This window comes from Sphingomonas sp. TF3 (genome assembly GCF_003985085.1).
Lineage (GTDB): Bacteria > Pseudomonadota > Alphaproteobacteria > Sphingomonadales > Sphingomonadaceae > Sphingomonas.
On sequence record NZ_RWKS01000006.1, the window covers coordinates 78,749 to 95,986 of the forward strand.

15 protein-coding genes and 1 pseudogene are annotated in these 17,238 nt (G+C 63.0%); 9 read left to right on the top strand and 7 right to left on the bottom strand.

Translation table 11 applies throughout. The features are described from left to right. Nucleotides 1-4: 4 nt before the first annotated feature. Nucleotides 5-1,330 carry a hypothetical protein gene (locus EJC47_RS06905; RefSeq protein WP_126846306.1) on the bottom strand — a complete coding sequence of 442 codons (1,326 nt, stop codon included), beginning with the start codon at nt 1,328-1,330 and terminating at the stop codon, nt 5-7. Next, nucleotides 1,327-2,190 carry an alpha/beta hydrolase gene (locus tag EJC47_RS06910; protein ID WP_126846308.1) on the bottom strand — a complete coding sequence of 288 codons (864 nt, stop codon included), beginning with the start codon at nt 2,188-2,190 and terminating at the stop codon, nt 1,327-1,329. The genes EJC47_RS06905 and EJC47_RS06910 overlap by 4 nt, the downstream gene beginning before the upstream one ends. Before the next feature lie 98 nt (nt 2,191-2,288). On the opposite strand from EJC47_RS06910, the gene EJC47_RS06915 reads away from it, so the two are divergent. Then, complete coding sequence (locus tag EJC47_RS06915) at nt 2,289-3,650, top strand: DUF418 domain-containing protein (RefSeq protein WP_126846310.1); 1,362 nt, start codon at nt 2,289-2,291, stop codon at nt 3,648-3,650. Between the two features lie 69 nt (nt 3,651-3,719). Here EJC47_RS06915 and EJC47_RS06920 read toward each other — a convergent pair whose 3' ends face one another. Then, the gene (locus EJC47_RS06920; RefSeq protein ID WP_221885160.1) at nt 3,720-4,850 is read right to left on the bottom strand and encodes a hypothetical protein; all 1,131 of its coding nucleotides are present in this window, start codon (nt 4,848-4,850) and stop codon (nt 3,720-3,722) included. A gap of 295 nt (nt 4,851-5,145) precedes the next feature. Between EJC47_RS06920 and EJC47_RS06925 the strand changes: the two genes are divergently transcribed. The 6 genes and pseudogenes from EJC47_RS06925 to EJC47_RS06950 all read left to right on the top strand — a co-directional run bounded on the left by EJC47_RS06925 (nt 5,146) and on the right by EJC47_RS06950 (nt 12,527). After that, nucleotides 5,146-7,368 (top strand): S9 family peptidase, encoded by a 2,223-nt coding sequence (locus EJC47_RS06925; protein WP_126846312.1) that lies wholly within the window; start codon nt 5,146-5,148, stop codon nt 7,366-7,368. A 189-nt stretch (nt 7,369-7,557) separates the two neighbouring features. Next, nucleotides 7,558-8,274, top strand: a complete 717-nt coding sequence (locus EJC47_RS06930) for an MgtC/SapB family protein (RefSeq protein ID WP_126846314.1) — start codon at nt 7,558-7,560, stop codon at nt 8,272-8,274. A gap of 61 nt (nt 8,275-8,335) precedes the next feature. Further along, a complete protein-coding gene (locus EJC47_RS06935; protein ID WP_033963869.1) occupies nt 8,336-9,364 on the top strand; it encodes an aspartate-semialdehyde dehydrogenase in 1,029 nt (342 codons plus the stop codon). Between the two features lie 82 nt (nt 9,365-9,446). Next, nucleotides 9,447-9,893 carry a GFA family protein gene (locus EJC47_RS06940; protein WP_126846316.1) on the top strand — a complete coding sequence of 149 codons (447 nt, stop codon included), beginning with the start codon at nt 9,447-9,449 and terminating at the stop codon, nt 9,891-9,893. Then, the gene (locus tag EJC47_RS06945) at nt 9,874-10,635 is read left to right on the top strand and encodes an alpha/beta fold hydrolase (RefSeq protein WP_033963818.1); all 762 of its coding nucleotides are present in this window, start codon (nt 9,874-9,876) and stop codon (nt 10,633-10,635) included. Before EJC47_RS06940 ends, EJC47_RS06945 begins: the two co-directional genes overlap by 20 nt. A 52-nt stretch (nt 10,636-10,687) precedes the next feature. Further along, nucleotides 10,688-12,527, top strand: a pseudogene (locus tag EJC47_RS06950) (M2 family metallopeptidase). 77 nt (nt 12,528-12,604) lie between these two features. Here EJC47_RS06950 and EJC47_RS06955 read toward each other — a convergent pair. The 4 genes from EJC47_RS06955 to EJC47_RS06970 form a co-directional block, all read right to left on the bottom strand. Next, a complete protein-coding gene (locus tag EJC47_RS06955) occupies nt 12,605-12,949 on the bottom strand; it encodes a hypothetical protein (RefSeq protein ID WP_126846318.1) in 345 nt (114 codons plus the stop codon). A gap of 63 nt (nt 12,950-13,012) precedes the next feature. Further along, nucleotides 13,013-14,479 (bottom strand): AMP nucleosidase, encoded by a 1,467-nt coding sequence (locus EJC47_RS06960; protein WP_126846320.1) that lies wholly within the window; start codon nt 14,477-14,479, stop codon nt 13,013-13,015. Nucleotides 14,480-14,552: 73 nt separating this feature from the next. Continuing rightward, nucleotides 14,553-14,810: a hypothetical protein gene (locus EJC47_RS06965; RefSeq protein WP_126846322.1), complete on the bottom strand. Its 258-nt coding sequence runs from the start codon at nt 14,808-14,810 to the stop codon at nt 14,553-14,555. Nucleotides 14,811-14,926: 116 nt separating this feature from the next. Continuing rightward, nucleotides 14,927-15,406: a peroxiredoxin gene (locus tag EJC47_RS06970; protein WP_126846324.1), complete on the bottom strand. Its 480-nt coding sequence runs from the start codon at nt 15,404-15,406 to the stop codon at nt 14,927-14,929. A gap of 115 nt (nt 15,407-15,521) precedes the next feature. Between EJC47_RS06970 and EJC47_RS06975 the strand changes: the two genes are divergently transcribed. Together EJC47_RS06975 and EJC47_RS06980 are read left to right on the top strand one after the other, a co-directional pair. Continuing rightward, complete coding sequence (locus EJC47_RS06975; RefSeq protein ID WP_126846326.1) at nt 15,522-16,094, top strand: YqgE/AlgH family protein; 573 nt, start codon at nt 15,522-15,524, stop codon at nt 16,092-16,094. Nucleotides 16,095-16,296: 202 nt separating this feature from the next. After that, nucleotides 16,297-17,169, top strand: coding sequence for a hypothetical protein (locus tag EJC47_RS06980; protein ID WP_126846328.1), 873 nt, complete (start codon nt 16,297-16,299; stop codon nt 17,167-17,169). Nucleotides 17,170-17,238: the final 69 nt, after the last annotated feature.

Below are 17,238 nucleotides of genomic sequence, written 5' to 3' on the forward strand. Positions count from 1 at the left end.
CTTGCTATGAACCGATGGTAAAACGCACGGGTACGGCGGGTGCGAACAGCATCGGCAAGGGGGCACCGGCTTGTACCACAATTTGGTCGAGCGGGACGGCATCCGGCGGGGCATCTGCGGCAAAAACCTGGATCAGCCGACGCCCCGAGGTCGGCAGCAGCTCTTTCGGGATTGCGAGTGGCGTGCCACCCATTTCAACCAGCCATTGGGGGCGGCCATAGCGATACGCTCTGGCCGGATGGACCACCTGCAGGTCAACCGCACCAGCATAGCGCCCGAGAATGAGCGGGTTGTTGCCTTCCAAGAAGACGCTCGGTCGGTTCCCGATGCGCGCTGAGGCAGCGGCGTATGCAGTGCGTTCGCGAGGGGACAGATCGGTTAAGGTCGTCTGGTCAATGGTAAGGGGATCGATGCCGGTCAGCCGTTTCAGGCGGCTCGCCATCCAGTCGATCTTGCCGCTATGGGACTGAAGCGGGGCTTCCGCGACGTGACTATATCCCACGTAAACCAGCGTTTTCGCGGTCGGTTGAGCCGCAAGCACCGCTGCCAAATTCTCGGCTTGCGCTTTCTCTCGCGGAGCAATGCCACCCTCTTTCGGGCGCTGTTTGCTGGTTTCTTCATAGCCCACGGGGCGATACCCTAACGCCAAAGCCTCGCGCACAAAGCCCGCAAATACCGGGTCTCGCGTGTAATAACCGGTGCTGATCCGGACAAAACCGTCCTGCCTGAGTTTGTCGATCATCGAGGCGTGGCCGGGTTCAGCAGGCTCGCTATCAAACGTCTCTGCGGCCAGGGTCGAGTACCCAAGGGGTTTTAACGCACGTGCCACTTGCAAAGCAAAGGCACGGTCGCGCGGGCTATCATGGGCTTCATTCAAGATAACGATGCTGGTGTCGCGCGCGCGCCGGACGATCTCTTCAATCGCATCGTGTGGAGTGGCCGCCGCCACGCGCGTCGCCCAACTGGGGTCGGGGGGCGAGCCAGGCTCTGCACGGGCCAGCACGGCTGGGTCGAGTTCATTGGTGAGCATTGGGCTGACCTGTTCCCACATCTGGAACGCGTCTTCGTCACGCACTTTGCCGTCAGGGCCGAAGGCTGCGGCGGCCAAGGCGTCACTGGCCTCGAGATAGCGCCCCTTAGCCAAAGCGGTATCTGCCACATCGGCAGCGGGCGATTGCGGTGGACTCTGCGCGCCGAGGAGCAATGGGGACAAGGCTATAAAAACGAACCGCTTTCCTACCATTATCCGCTCCCAACCTCGGCGATCGAGACTGACGATGTTGCGAGACCAGTCAAGAGAGTGCGCGAATATCGTGGCGGCAAGGCTCAACCGAAGCCATAAATCTTCACGGTGTCGGGTAGGGGCAAAGCCGCCGCATCGGGGTGGTCCAGATGTGCCACGATCGTTTCCAGGATTGAAGCAATCAGCGCGCCATCAGGGTGATGGTCGGCCCCCTGGATCACCACGCTGAAACCAGTGCGTTTGGCGGCGTGTGCGGCCTTGTGGAGTTCTTGCCCCATCGCAGCGGGGATGGTCTGATCGGCGAGGCCGTGGATCAGGAAATAGGGCTCGTCCAGCGTCGGCACCGTGGCAAGATTGTCGTAGCGGTCGCTGACGAACGCGCGCCCGATCTTCGGTACCATCGCGGTCAGGCTGGTGAAGGTGCCAATCGTCACCAGCGCATCCAGCTTTTGCCGTGACGCCAGCCCGAAGGCCACGCCGCCGCCAAGGCTGTGGCCAACGACGATCAGCCGCCCGCCCCCGGCCCGCCGCCGTGCCTCGGCATAAAAGGCGTCGGCATCGCGCGCGAGCCCGGGCTCGTCGGCGCGGCCTGGATTGCCCGAATAGCCGCGATATTCCGCTGCTACGACGCCATAGCCCTTGGCGATGGCGGGCGCGAACCAGGCGAGCGTGCTCATCGCGCTGGAGCCGTTGCCGTGGAACACCAGCAGCGTCGGTTTGCCCGGCGCGGCCGCGACCGCAGCTCCGGTGATCGACAGCGCGTCGCTAGTTTGGACCGTGACGCGCTCGGCCCCTGCAGGGAGGACTGCGGTCGCGATTGGTGCGGTTGGCGCGGGATAAATACGGTCGTGGATCGACTGGCTCAGCACCGGGGTTGCCCCGGCAAGAAGCAGGACCGTTAAAACAAGTGCCGCGAAGGCCTTTTGCGCCGACCCGATCCGCCGCATTCGCTACCCCCCCCGCATCCGTTCTCGACCAACGTGTCATGTTTGCACGATACACCGCGATTCGCTATGGTCGGCTGCCGACTATTCCGGGGGGAAATATGTCCGACGTCACCATGACCACCGCCGCCGAACCCGATGGCGCGCCGCGCATCGCGGTGCTGGACATCCTGCGCGGGGTGGCGATCCTCGGCATCCTGTTCATGAACATCAACGACATGGGGCAGTCGATTTACGCGTCGTTCGACGATATCCGGCATCTCGGCTGGTCGCAGACCGACCGGATCGCCTGGTGGCTGCGCGAAGTGTTCGCCAATGGCACCGCCCGCTGCATGCTGGAAATGCTGTTCGGCGCGGGGATGGTGATCCTGACCGATCGTGTGGCCGATAAAGCCAATGGCTGGGTGGTGATGCGGCGCTATTATGTACGCAATCTCATCCTGTTCGCATTCGGGCTGGTGCATGTCTTCATCCTGTTGTGGCCCGGGGACATCCTCCACACCTATGGGCTGGCCGCGCTGGTCGCGTTCCTGTTCCGGCGGTTGCGCCCGCAATGGCTGATCATGATCGGCCTGACGCTGGCGTTGTTCCAATTGGGGGGCGGGGGCTATTTCGGCTATTACCTGACGCTGCAGACGCGCGCGCAAGTGGCGGCGATCGAGGCCAAGGTGGCCGCCGGAACCAAGCCGACTGCGGAAGAACGCAAGGTCCTGAAGGACAAGGCCGAGCGGGACAAAAAGCGCGCCGAGGCCCGCGCCAAATCGCACAACGACATCGCCGCCGAAGACAAAGCGCGCAAGGGCACTTTCATCACCTGGGCGCACGCACAATGGGGCTCCTTCCTCGATATCGAGTCGCAGTTCCTCGAGATATTGTTCGTATGGGAAGCGGCGAGCGTCATGCTGATCGGTGCCGCGCTTTATAAGCTCGGCATCCTGCAGGGGCGGCGCTCGCGGCGCTTTTACGTCTGGACCGCACTGATCGCTTATGCCGTCGGCATCACGCTGCGGGTCATCGGCGCGTCCGAACAGATGGAATTCGGCAATGGTCCCTATACCTTCTGGGCGAGCTATGAGTTTGCGCGGCAGGCGATGACGCTGGGGCATGTCGCGCTGATCAACCTGCTCGTCAGCAGCGCCGTCGGGGCGCGGCTGTTGCGCCCGTTCGTCGCGGCCGGGCGGACGGCGCTGTCGATCTATATCGCGCAGACGCTGATCTGCCTGTGGGTGCTGTACCCGCCATTCATGCTCGGCCTGTACGGCAAGATGACATGGGGACCGCTGATGGTAACGGCCTTCCTCATCAATGCGGCGTTGCTGATCGGCGCCAATGTGTGGGTGCGGCATTTCGACATTGCGCCGGTCGAATGGGCGTGGCGTTCGCTGGTGGAGCGCCGCGTGCTGCCATGGCGCAAGCGGGCGCGGGTGGGGCCGCAGGTGGAGGGAAGCCCGGCGCTCGCTTGAGCGAGGCGGATCGCGTCGTGGCCAGCAGGGCATGCCGGACTGCGTCCGCCACGCCCTGCCGTTTTTGGATCAGGTCGTCGAGATCGTGCCGATCAAGCCAACCACGCCACCGCGCGCGTCATTCACGGTCGAGGTAAAGCGATACCCGCCCTCGGCGAAATCGACCCGCACCTTGCGCGTATCGTACATCTCGCGGAACAGCGTTTCGAGATTGGGTTTCTGCCCGGTCATCAAGCGCATGTTGGTGCCGTTATCGTTGACATACGGCACGGCGTAGAGATGCGCGGCGGAGAAAGGGCTGTTCAGCGATGTGAACAGCATTACCCCCTCGCTGCCGCGCAGGCCGAAATTGCGATCGGCGAAATAGATCCCGCCGAACACGACATTGTCGGGATCGTTCGGTTCGAAGAAGAAGCGTTGGCGGATCTGCACGATTGGTGAATCGAGATCGCCGCTGGCGTGATCCTGCATGAAATTCTCCATGTGCCCGTGCGCGACATAGAGGTTCCCGCCCGTGCCGCCCTCGACCCCGGCGCGCCAATTGGTGACGACGAGATCTTCCGCCGTGTCGTTGAACACCAGCGCCAGCACCTTTTTCGGGTTTTCGAGGAACAGATAGAGCAGGAATGCGACCAGCACGATCACGATGATGGTGATCGCGGTCTTCATGCCCAGCGTGGTGATGCCGGTGCGCAGCGCGTTGAGGAAGGTCGCCCCGCCGCGCCAGGCGGTCCAGGTCAATTTGGCCATCGCCACGCCGATGCTGAACAGGCTGCTCGCGCCGATTTCGATGGCGAGCTGGCCCGGCGTCTTGGCGTTTTGCATCGCTTCGAGCCGTTTGGACAGACCGTACACATAGTCGGTCACTTCCTGCCCGCGATAGCCGCGGACAATTTCGAAATTATGCTGGGTCAGGCTGATATTCGGTTCGATCTCGGTGGGCTCTTCGGCCAAAGCGGCGGTGATCAGCGTGTTGTCGTCATGCGACGCGAGCTCGATGCCCTCAGCACGGTGATACTCATCGATTCCCGCGAGCGTCGCCTCCAACAGTTTTGCGATCATCTTGCGACGGCGTTGCTCGACGGTGAGTGCTTCGTTGCCGGCGATTCCGGCCAGGTCGATGCCCAGTCGCGCCTTGAAACCGTCCATGATTTCAAGCGCGGCATCGCGCGGGGACAAGCTGCGTGTTTCCAAAGGCATTGCTATTCTCCTGAAAAGGGGAAAGTCGAGGTGTCTCTCGTTTTGTTGCAGCGCGCGTTGCCAGGTCAGCTTAGCGGGCGACGCGCAAAGTGCAGGCCGAAGTTGATCCGTAACGACGGCAAGGCGGGGTTCGGCGCGGGTCGACGCATCCGCAGCCGAGCAAATTCTCGTTGCAATCCGGACGCGATGCCGCACCGCGCGCTTGCCCTCTTTACGCAGTCCCCGCGCACCGCGATAAGCGCCGACGCCGCCTGCGTTCGTCGGGCGAGGAACCATGCGGGATTGGAGATGCAGGATGCGGGCGAGTTGGGCTTTTGCGGGCGTGATGCTCGCCTGTGCGGCGGTGCCCGTGATGGCGGCTGACGCGCCGACCAAGCTGACGCTGTCGCGCGTGTTCGGCAGCCCCGATCTGTCGGGCGTGCAACCGCGCGGCGTGCGCCTGTCGCCGGACGGGACGCTGCTCACCTCGCTGCGCCCGCGCGCCGATGAGAAGGAACGTTTCGACCTGTGGGCGCTCGATACGCGCACCGGTGAGGAGCGGATGCTGGTCGATTCAAAGAAGGTCGGCAGTGGCGCGGAATTGTCCGAGGCCGAAAAGATGCAGCGCGAGCGCGCCCGCATCGCCGGGTCAAAGGGGATCGTCTCCTATGATTGGGCTCCCGACGGTAAGACGATCCTCGTGCCGCTCGATGGCGACCTGTATCTGGCGACACTCGACGGCACGACGCGGCGGCTGACCAATTCGCCCGACGGCGCGCTGAACCCCGCCATCAGCCCCAAGGGCGGGTTCGTCAGCTTCGTGCGCGGGCAGAATTTGTTCGTTCAGTCGCTTGGCGGTGGCGAAGCGCGCCAGGTCAGCCAGGACGGTGCGGGCACGGTGCATTGGGGCGAGGCCGAGTTCGTCGCGCAGGAAGAAATGGATCGCCGGACCGGCTATTGGTGGTCGCCGCAGGACACGTACATCGCGGTCGAGCGTTTTGATGAGGCTCCCGTCGGCATTGTTACCCGCGCGGCGATCGGGGCGACCGGCACGAAGGTCTATGAGCAACGCTATCCCGCCGCAGGCACGCCCAATGTCGCGGTCGAACTGTATGTGATGAAGGCCGATGGCACCGGCAAGGTGAAGGTCGATCTTGGCCAGAATCCCGACATCTATCTCGCCCGCGTCGACTGGACGCCCGATGGCAAGACGCTGCTGGTGCAGCGCGAAAGCCGCGATCAGAAGACGCTCGACATGCTCACGGTCGACCCGGAAACGGGCAAGAGCAGCATCTTGTTCACCGAGAAATCGGGCACGCGCAGCTGGCTCAACCTGACCGAAGCGTATCGCCCGCTGAAGGACGGCAGCCTGATCTGGCGCTCAGAGCGGACCGGCTATGGCCACCTTTATCGCTTTGCAAAGGGCAAGTGGACTGCGCTGACCAAGGGCGACTGGGTCGTCCAGCAACTGATCGGCGTTGACGAAGCCAAGGGGCGGCTGTTCTTCACGGGTAACAAGGATGGCGTGCTCGAACAGCATGTCTATTCGGTCGATATCGCGCATCCGGGCGTGGTGACGCGGCTGACCGAGACCGGCTGGTGGAATGGTGCCAGCATGGATCAAGCGGCGACGCGGATGATCGTGGGGCGCTCCAACCCGACCCAGCCGACGCAAGTCTATCTGGCCGATGCGACCGGCAAGCGGCTGTCGTGGATCAACGAAAATGCGGTGAAGCCGGGCCACCCATATTACCCCTATCTGGCGAGCCACCAGCAAACGACGTTCGGCACGATCAAGGCCGAAGACGGCACCGATCTCTATTATGAGATGATCACGCCGCCGCTGGAGCCGGGCAAGAAGTATCCCGTGTTCTTCCAGCATTATGGCGGCCCGGGCACCGGGCAGCAGGTGACGCGCGGCTGGGGCGGGGCGTTGCCGCAATATCTGGTGCAGCACGGCTACATCTTCTTCCAGATCGACAATCGCGGATCGTACAATCGCGGCAAGGCGTTCGAGGACCATATCTACCGCGCGATGGGCACGGTCGAAGTGGCGGACCAATTGGCGGGCGCGAAATTCATCAAGAGCCAGCCGTTCGTCGATCCCGACAAGGTGGCGATCTATGGCTGGTCCTATGGCGGCTATATGACGTTGAAAATGCTGGAGGCGAACCAGGGCGTCTATGCAGCGGGCGTTTCGGGCGCGCCGGTGACACAGTGGAACCTGTACGACACGCATTATACCGAGCGCTATATGGGCTCGCCGGTCAGTGACGCCAAAGCCTATGCCGCCTCGGGTGCGCTCGAGAATGCCCCCAAGATCAAGGATCCGCTGCTGCTGATCCACGGCATGGCGGATGACAATGTGGTGTTCACCAACTCGACCGCGCTCGCCGCGCGGATGCAGGCGACCGACACACCGTTCGAGATGATGTTCTACCCCGGCTACACCCACCGCGTCGGCGGGCCGGGGATCAGCGAGCATCTGTGGGGGACGATTTTGACGTTCCTCGACCGGAACGTGAAGGACAAACGCTAGGGTTCGGTCATCCGCAATACGCTTTCCGTCACCCCGGCCTCGTGCCGGGGTCCACCGGGCGGCTAAAGCGAGGCGTGAGGAATGAGATCACGGTAGACCCCGGGACAAGCCCGGGGTGACGGGTAGTTTAGTGCCGTCTTGCCGCCGCCCTCTAGCCCCAGCCGTGTCGCTGCCATAAAGCGCGGCGTCATGCGCTTCCTCACCACCTTCCATCTGTGGCCGTTCCTGGACACGGTTGTCAGTTACCTTGCGGCGTTCCTGCTCGGCACGCTGATCGGGGCCGAGCGGCAGTATCGCCAGCGCACTGCCGGCCTGCGCACCAACGCGCTGGTCGCGCTGGGCTCGGCGGCGTTTGTCGACCTTGGGCAGCGGCTTGGCGGCGATGTCGAGTCGATCCGGATCATCGCTTATGTCGTGTCGGGGATCGGTTTCCTCGGCGCGGGCGTGATCATGAAAGAGGGGATGAACGTCCGCGGGCTCAACACTGCGGCGACCTTGTGGTGCTCGGCGGCGGTGGGCGCGATTGCGGGGAGCGACCTCATCGCGGAGGCGGTGCTGCTGACCGGCTTCGTCATTCTCGCCAACACGATGCTGCGGCCGCTCGTCGATGCGATCAATCGCATCCCGCTCGAAGGCCACAATGTCGAGGCCACCTACACGGTGACGATCACCACCGACGTGGAGGAGGCGGGGCCGATGGGCGACTTGCTGACCGAGCATCTGGAAGCCGCGCAGCTCCCGGTGGCCGAGCTCGATGTGGTCGCGCGCGGGGAAGATCGCGTGGAGATTGTAGCCAAGCTGGTGCGTACCAATATTGCAGGCAGCGAGCTCGACGCGCTTACCGATCATCTCGCTACCGTGCATGGAATTTCCCATGCGACGTGGCAAGCGCGCACGCACGATTAGCAAAGCGATTGGACGTCCGCGCGTAATGTCGCTACGGGCGCGGTCCGAATTGGAGGATTACATGGGTTACAGGATCGTGGTCGCGGGCGCGACGGGCAATGTCGGGCGCGAGATGCTCAATATTCTGGCGGAGCGCGAATTCCCGCTGGCGGACATTGCGGTGGTGGCATCGTCGCGCAGCCAGGGTGACGAGGTCGATTTCGGCGAGACCGGGCGCAAGCTCAAGGTGCAGAATATCGACAATTTCGATCCCACCGGCTGGGACATGGCGCTGTTCGCAATCGGTTCGGACGCGACCAAGATCCACGCGCCGCGCTTTGCCGCTGCCGGTTGCACGGTGATCGACAATTCGTCGCTCTACCGCATGGACCCGGACGTGCCGCTGATCGTGCCGGAAGTGAACCCCGATGCGATCGCTGGCTATACCAAGCGCAACATCATCGCCAACCCGAACTGCTCGACCGCGCAGATGGTCGTCGCGCTGAAGCCGCTGCATGATTTCGCCAAGATCAAGCGCGTCGTCGTCGCGACCTATCAGTCGGTGTCGGGCGCGGGCAAGGCGGGCATGGACGAGCTGTTCGAGCAATCGCGCAACATCTTCGTCGGAGATTCGGCTGAGGCCAAGAAGTTCACCAAGCAGATCGCCTTCAACGTGATCCCGCACATCGACAGCTTCCTCGACGACGGGTCGACCAAGGAAGAGTGGAAGATGGTGGTCGAGACCAAGAAGATCCTCGATCCGAAGATCAAGGTCACCGCCACGTGCGTGCGCGTGCCGGTGTTCGTTGGCCACTCGGAAGCAATCAACATCGAGTTCGAGAATGAAATCTCGGCCGACCAAGCGCAGAAGATCCTGCGCGAGGCCCCTGGCGTGATGCTCGTCGACAAGCGCGAGGACGGCGGATACGTGACGCCGGTTGAATGCGTGGGCGAATATGCGACCTTCATCAGCCGCGTGCGCGAGGATTCGACCGTCGAGAACGGCCTGTCCTTGTGGTGCGTTTCGGACAATCTCCGCAAGGGCGCGGCGCTCAACGCGGTGCAGATCGCGGAATTGCTGGGCCGCCGGTATTTGAAGAAGGCGGATTGAGCGGCTTCTGAACGCCTGTTAGCCTCCAGTCGAACGCGGTCATCAGCCGATAAGGCATGACCGCGTAGACAGGGAGGCAGGGATGACCGAAACCGTCACCGGCGGCTGCCAATGCGGTCGGATCCGCTACAGCGTCGCGATCGACAATGACGATGCGTATCTGTGCCACTGCCGGATGTGCCAGCGCGCGACCGGGGGCGTGTCGATCGCCTTCAAGGGCGTGAAGATCGCCAATGTCACCTGGGCGCGCGAACCCGATCGTTATCAAAGCTCGCCGATCGCGCAGCGCGGGTTTTGCGCTGCGTGCGGCACGCCGCTGACCTTTGAATATCTCGAGCCCGGCGAGACTATGGACCTCAGCGTCGGCAGTTTCGATGATCCGTATCGCTTTCGCCCGACGCATCATTTCTCGCCCGAGACTTGGCATGAGGCGTGGCTCGACATTAAGGACCTGCCGACGACGCGGGTGGCGGACAATCCGTCGACGGTCGAGCGCTGGATGAAAGCTATTGGCAAACTCCCCGACTGAACCGCAGTTCTTCGACAGCTTCGATGGCACCCGCCTGGCGTGGCGGGAGATCGGGGAGGGACGCCCTGTCGTCCTGATCCACGGCTATTTCTCCAACGCGACGATCAACTGGATCAAATACGGCCATGCTGCGCGCATCGCCGAGTCAGGTTTTCGGGTGATCATGCCCGACCTGCGCGCGCACGGCGACAGCGCCAAGCCGCACGAGGCCGCCGCCTATCCGCCCGACGTGCTGATGCGCGACGGCTTTGCGCTGATCGCGCATCTCGGCCTCACCGATTATGATCTCGCCGGCTATTCGCTCGGCGGGCGCACCTCGATGCGGATGCTCGCCAATGGCGCGACGCCACGCCGCGCGGTCATCTCTGGCATGGGGTTGCAGGGCATCGTCGATACCGCCGGGCGTGGCAGCTATTTCCACAATGTGCTGACCAACCTCGGCAGTTTCACACGCGGCACCAGCGAATGGCTGACCGAAGCGTTCCTCAAGACGACTGCGGGCGATCCGGTCGCGCTGCTGCACATTCTCGACACCTTCGTCGACACGCCGCGCGATGCGCTCGACCATATCACCACGCCGACGCTGATCCTGACCGGCGAGGACGATGACGACAACGGCTCGGCGCAGGACCTCGCGGCGGCGCTGCCCGATGCGCGCTATCAGGCGATCCCCGGCAACCATATGAGCGCGGTGCTCAAACCCGAATTGGGCACGGCGATCGCGGCGTTTCTGGCGGCTTGACCCTGCGCGCGGTGGCGCACAGGTTGCGCCATCTTTGCAAATGGGGACTCACATGATCCGCACTGGAATTTCGTCGCTCGCCCTGATTCTGTCGCTGGCGTCGGCACCCGCTTTCGCCAACCCGGCAGCCGCACCCGCCGCCGCTGCCGCAGCACCGACCGTCGCCGAGGCAGATGCGTTCGTAGCGCGCGCGGAAAAGGAACTGGCCGATTTCTCCACCCCGGCGCAGCAGGCGGCGTGGATCAACGCAACCTACATCACCGACGACACCGACGCGATCGCCGCGAAGTTCGGTGCGGAGGGGACCGAGATGGGGGTCCGCTTCGCGCTCGAGGCGGCGAAATATGCGGGTGTGCCCGGCCTGTCGTTCGATACCAAACGCAAGATCGATCTGCTGCGCAACGGCCTGACGCTGCCTGCGCCGACCACGCCCGGTGCCGCATCCGAGCTTTCGACGATCGTGACGAAGCTCGGATCGGACTATGGCAAGGGCAAGGGCACGCTTGACGGCAAGCCGATCAACGGCAGCGACATCGAGGCGGCGATGGGCACGGTGCGCGATCCCGCCAAGTCGAAGGAGATGTGGGTCAGCTGGCACGACGCTGTCGGCGCGCCGATGCGCAAGGATTTCGCACGCGAAGTGGTGATCGCCAACCAAGGTGCCAAGGGCCTCGGCTATGCCGATGTCGGCGCGCTGTGGCGTTCGGGCTATGACATGACCCCGGCGCAGTTTGAGGCCACCACCGATACGCTGTGGAAGCAGGTCGAGCCGCTCTACAAGGCGCTCCACACCTATGTCCGCTGGAAGCTGAACGGCCCAATATGGCGATGCGGTGCAGCCCAAGACAGGGCCGATCCGCGCCGATCTGCTGGGCAATATGTGGGCGCAGGAATGGGGCAACATCTATGATGTGGTAGCCCCGGCGGGCGCGGGCGATGTCGGCTATGATGTCGGCGATCTGCTCAAGGCCAAGGGCTATGACCCGATCAAGATGTTCAAGACCGGCGAGGGCTTCTACTCCTCGCTCGGGTTCAAGCCGCTGCCCGACACCTTCTGGGCGCGCTCGCAAATCGTGAAGCCGGCCGACCGCGAAGTGGTCTGCCATGCCTCGGCCTGGGACATTGACAGCAAGGATGACGTGCGCATCAAGATGTGCACCAAGGTCAATGGCGACGATTTCGTCACCATCCATCACGAGATGGGCCACAATTATTACCAGCGCGCCTACAAAAATCAGCCCTTCCTCTATGAGAATGGCGCGAATGACGGCTTCCACGAAGCGATCGGCGATTTCGTCGCTTTGTCGATCACGCCTGATTATCTGGTGAAGATCGGCCTGCTCGATCCGGCCAAGGTGCCGAGCCCCGACAAGGATATCGGCCTGCTGCTCAAGCAGGCGATGGACAAGGTTGCCTTCCTGCCGTTTGGTCTGCTGGTCGACAAATGGCGCTGGGGTGTCTTTTCGGGCGCGACGCCGGAGGGGCAGTATGAAAAGAGCTGGAACGACCTGCGGCTGAAATATCAGGGGATCGTACCCCCGGTCGCGCGCGACGAGACGCGCTTCGATCCCGGCGCGAAATACCATGTTGCGGCCAGCGTGCCGTATGCGCGCTATTTCCTCGCCCGGCTCTATCAGTTCCAATTCTATCAGGCGGCGTGCAAGCAGTCGGGCTGGACCGGGCCGCTGCATCGTTGCTCCTTTTACGGCAATAAGGAGGTCGGCGCGAAGCTGAACGCCATGCTGGAAATGGGGCAGTCGAAGCCGTGGCCCGAGGCACTGGCCGTGTTTACGGGCACCCGCGAGATTTCGGGCCAGGCGATGGTCGATTATTTCGCACCGCTAAAGGCGTGGCTGGATAAGCAGAATGAGGGCAAGCCGCAGGGGTGGTGATGCTTGGGGGGGAAGGTCGGTCGGCCTCCCCCCAAACTTCTGGTTCCGCCGGGCGCAAGGCCGGGCGATAGGTCGCCTCAGTTGGGGATCGTCCCTTCATCGGCGATGCCCGCTTGGAAGGAAGCGCTGGAATCGCTGCCATCGGCCTGATGTGCATGTTCGCCGGGGTTCAGCGGCTCGACCTTTGGTGCGCTGCTGCGGAGCGTGAATAGCGCTGCCGCCGCTGCGCCCGCTGCCGCAATGCCACCAATGATTGCGGCCAGACCCCAGCGGTTGCGCGGTTGGGTCGCGGTGCTTTTCGTCGCCGGAGCCTTTTTCGCGGTCGTCTTGCGCGGAGCAGCAGCCTTGCGGGGTGTCGCGGGCTTGCGCGGGCTCGCGGGCTTGGTCGCGGTGTCGGTCGGCTTTTTCGGCGGCGTGGCCATGAGAGGCTCCCTTGTTCGTTGAGCAGACGTAACGCGCGAGCGCCGCGCAGTTTCCCGAGGATCTTAGCGGAACGGTGGTTCGTTGAAGGCGCGCAGCTTGCGGCTGTGCAGCTTCTTGCCTTCGCGGCGCAGCTCCTCGCACGCCTCGATGCCGATCCGCATATGCTCGCTGATCGCGCGTTCGTAGAAGCGATTGGCTTGGCCCGGCAGCTTCAATTCGCCGTGCAGCGGTTTGTCCGAAACGCATAGCAAGGTGCCGTAGGGCACGCGGAAGCGGTAGCCCTGCGCCGCGATCGTCGCCGATTCCATGTCGATGCCGACCGCGCGGCTGAGCGAGAAGCGCAGCGCCGAGCGTGAATATTGCAGTTCCCAGTTGCGATCGTCGGTGGTGACGATCGTGCCGGTGCGCAGCCGACGCTTGAGTTCGTCGCCCGACTGGCCCGAAATCGTCTCGGCGGCGCGGGCGAGCGCCAATTGCACTTCGGCAATGGCGGGCACCGGGATCGCCGGGGGCAGCACATCGTCGAGCACATGGTCGTCACGCAGATAGGCGTGGGCGAGGACATAGTCGCCGATCCGCTGGCTAGGGCGGAGGCCGCCGCAATGGCCGATCATCAACCACGCCTCGGGGCGCAGGACGGCCAGATGATCGCAAATCGTCTTGGCATTGGCCGGTCCCACGCCGATATTGACCAGCGTGATGCCGGTGCCGTCTTCGGCCATCAAATGATAGGCCGGCATCTGGTGCCGCCGCCACGCGCTGGTATCGGCCAGCATCGCCTCGACATCGTCGCCTGCGCGCATCACCACGCCGCCGGCACCGGAAACGCCGGTGTAGCGGCTTGGCTTGCCGTCTTCACCGGGCTCCAGTTGCGCGCACGCCCAGCGGACGAACTCGTCAACGTAGCGGTGGTAATTGGTGAACAGCACATAGCGCTGAACATGTTCGGGCGGCGTACCGGTGTAGTGCCGTAACCGTGCGAGCGAGAAATCCGTGCGCAAACCATCGAACAGCGCCAGCGGGCGCGCGCCGTCGGTGACGGTATACAGCCCGTCGGCGATCTCGTCCCCAATATGGGCCAGGTCGGTCGCTGGAAAATGACGCGCCAGTTCCAGCGCTGAGACCTGATCCAGGCTCAGGGCATGGCCGGGATCGATCACATAGGGGAAGGGGATTTCCTGGCGGCCTTCGACCGCTTCGACCGTGACGTCATAATCTTCGATCAGCAGCGTCAATTGCTCGGTCAGATAATCGGCGAAAATCGCTGGCTTGGTGACGCTGATCGCATAATCACCCTCGGTTACCAGCCGCCCAAACGAACGCCGCGGGGTCGGCCGATCGCTCCCTCCGCGATAGTGCAGCCGAATCTCGGGGTAGGCGAAACTCCCGTCTGTGCGCGTATGCGGCGCAGGCGGGGTTCCAGTGGTGAGATAGGTGGTCAGCGCCGCCTGCAGGCGATCGACCGAAGCGCGATAAAGCCGGTCGAGTTCAGCGACGATGGCGGCGGCGGGGCTGGAAGCGTGCGTCATGGATAGCCGCTACGCCGCTATCGTTACGCGCGCAAGACCAAGGGGCGTATTGCGGATACGCCCCTTGGGGCGATCAAGCCTTTTTCGGCGTGGTCGCGGTCGCGTCATCCTTCGACAGGATCTTGCTGGCACCGAAGGCGGCACCCGCCACTGCGGCTGCTGCTCCGGCCGCAATGCCGACGGCGGCGAGCGGGTGCTCCTTCACCGCCTCGACGGTCGCCTCGAACGCATCGTTCAGCGCGCCCTTGGCTTGCTCGAACAAGCCCTCGGCCTGCTCGATGATCGTGTCGTTAGCCGGGGGAGTGGTCGAATCGCGGGTCGTATCGGTCATGGCTTGGCCCTTTTCTGGAACGTCCTCTTGCAACCGATCGGCAGCACGGCGGGTTCCACGCTTTCCGACGCCAATCGCAATAATCGTTCGGCCCGGCGTGAGCCAGGCCGACAGGATCAGATCTCGCTTAGCAGATGTTCGGCCGAGGACACTTCAAAGGCACCCGGCGCTTCGACGTTAAGCTGTTCCACCACGCCGTCATTGACCAGCATCGAATACCGCTGGCTGCGCTCGCCCATGCCGAACTTCGAACCGTCGAAGGTCAGGCCGACCGCCTTGGCGAAGTCGGCATTGCCGTCGGCGAGCATGGTGATGGCGTCGGCATTGCTTGCCTTGCCCCATGCGCCCATCACAAAGGCGTCGTTGACCGAGGTGAAGGCGATCTCGTCCACGCCCTTGGCCTTGATCTCATCGGCCTTGTCGACAAACCCAGGCAGATGGCGTGCCGAGCAGGTCGGGGTGAAGGCACCGGGAACCGCGACCAGCGCGACCTTGCGGCCTTTAAAGAACTCGTCCGAGCTGACCTGATTGGGGCCATCGGCGGTGACTTTGGTGAGCGTGATCGTGGGGATGCGGTCGCCGACGCTGATCGTCATGGGAATCTCTCCTGATGGGGCCGCCCGACTAGAAGGTGCGGCGCGGTGTACCTCGTGCAAGCGCGCTCGAATTTCAAGCGTGGCGAGGGACGCCGTCCGCGGTTATGCTGTCCGCATGGACTCCGCCCGCAATCTCACTGGCCAATTCCTGCTCGCAATGCCCGGCATTGGCGACCCGCGCTTCGATCGCGCGGTGATTGCGATGTGCGCGCATGATGCGGAGGGCGCGCTCGGCATTGGCATTGGCGCGACGATCGCCGGGGTCGGGTTGCACACGGTGCTGCAGCAGTTGGAGATCGAGCTTGGCGTCGCACCCGATGTTCCGGTGCATTTCGGCGGGCCGGTCGAGCCTCGGCGCGGTTTCGTCGTCCATGCCCTCGATTGGGCTGGTCAGGATACGATCGAAGTGGTCGGGCATGCGGGCGCGCTCTGGGCGCTGTCGGGGACGACCGATGTGCTGAAGGCGATTGCCGCTGGCTGCGGCCCGTCGCGCTGGCTGGTCGCTTTGGGCTATGCCGGTTGGGGCGAGGGGCAACTCGACGGCGAGATGACGCGGCACGGTTGGCTGAACGTGCCGGGTGACCTCGATTTGCTGTACGGCTGCGATGCCGAAGGACGTTGGGAGGCGGGGTTCGCCAGCGCAGGCATCGATTCGCGGCTGCTCGCGAACGAGACGGGCTGGGCTTAAGGTCCCCTCGATTACCTTGTCGTTGGATAACGACTTAAGAATAAGTCACTTTAAGATGCTGGGCGGCGTGCTCGCCTGCGATTTATCTCGATAATCGCCCTGCTTTGCTTGTGCACATTTGTCGCACGCAGTCGCGATGTGTTGCATTTGAAAGAAAAATATTATCTCCTCCGTTTGTACGAAGAATCGGGGGAGGCGAAATATGTTCGGGTCTGTCGTTCTTGAAGTTTCTTTGGGCGTAATGCTGACATTCAGCTTTTTCAGTATTATCATGACATCGGTCCGCGAGGGGATTGAGGCGCTGCTCAAGACGCGGGCAAAGCTTCTGGAAAAAACGATCAAGGAAATGCTTGGGCGCGACCCGGACGCCCTCAGCGCTTTCTACAAAAATCCCGCTATTAACGCTCTCTTTCCAGGGGATTATGTTGCAAAGGGGCGAAATCTTCCATCCTATATTCCGGCAGCCAATTTCGCTGCCGCTATGGTCGACCTTGTTAAGGTGCCGGCATCGCTGCCACAGCCAGTCCAATCTGCGCTCGCACCGTTCATCGCGGGAGCAAATGACGAGGCTGATGCTGTTCGCAGCAGGCTTGAGGCATGGTTCAACAGCGCGATGGACCGCGTGAGCGGGAGCTATAAGCGACAGTCGCAGCTCTGGTTTATCGTGCTCGGTTTCCTCGCCGCAGCCGTCATGAACATCAATCCGCTCCTGATCGGCAATCGCCTTGCGAGCGACCAGCAGCTGCGTGCCGATGTCGTCGCGTTTGCTCCCCATATGAATCAAACAGGCACGCTTGATCCGGACGCGGTGAACGCCATCACCGGTCAGTTCAAGGCTGTCGGGCTGCCGATCGGATGGAGCAGCGATTGTAAACCAGCCGAGATTTTCGTGTTTTCCACGCCCGACAAGAATAGTTGCTATGATAAGGGGGACGGGCTCGGGAAGAGCCTGGGCGGATGGCTGATTGCGGCATTCGCCGCTATGCTCGGGGCGCCGTTCTGGTTCGATTTGCTGAATCGGATCGTCAATCTGCGGGCGTCGCTCAAACCGACCGAGCCTGATCCTTCGTCTTAGAAGCGGGATTGGCTGAGGCGCGCGCTGCGATGAACATATAAAGACATCTTTATATTTGATTTGCAGGCA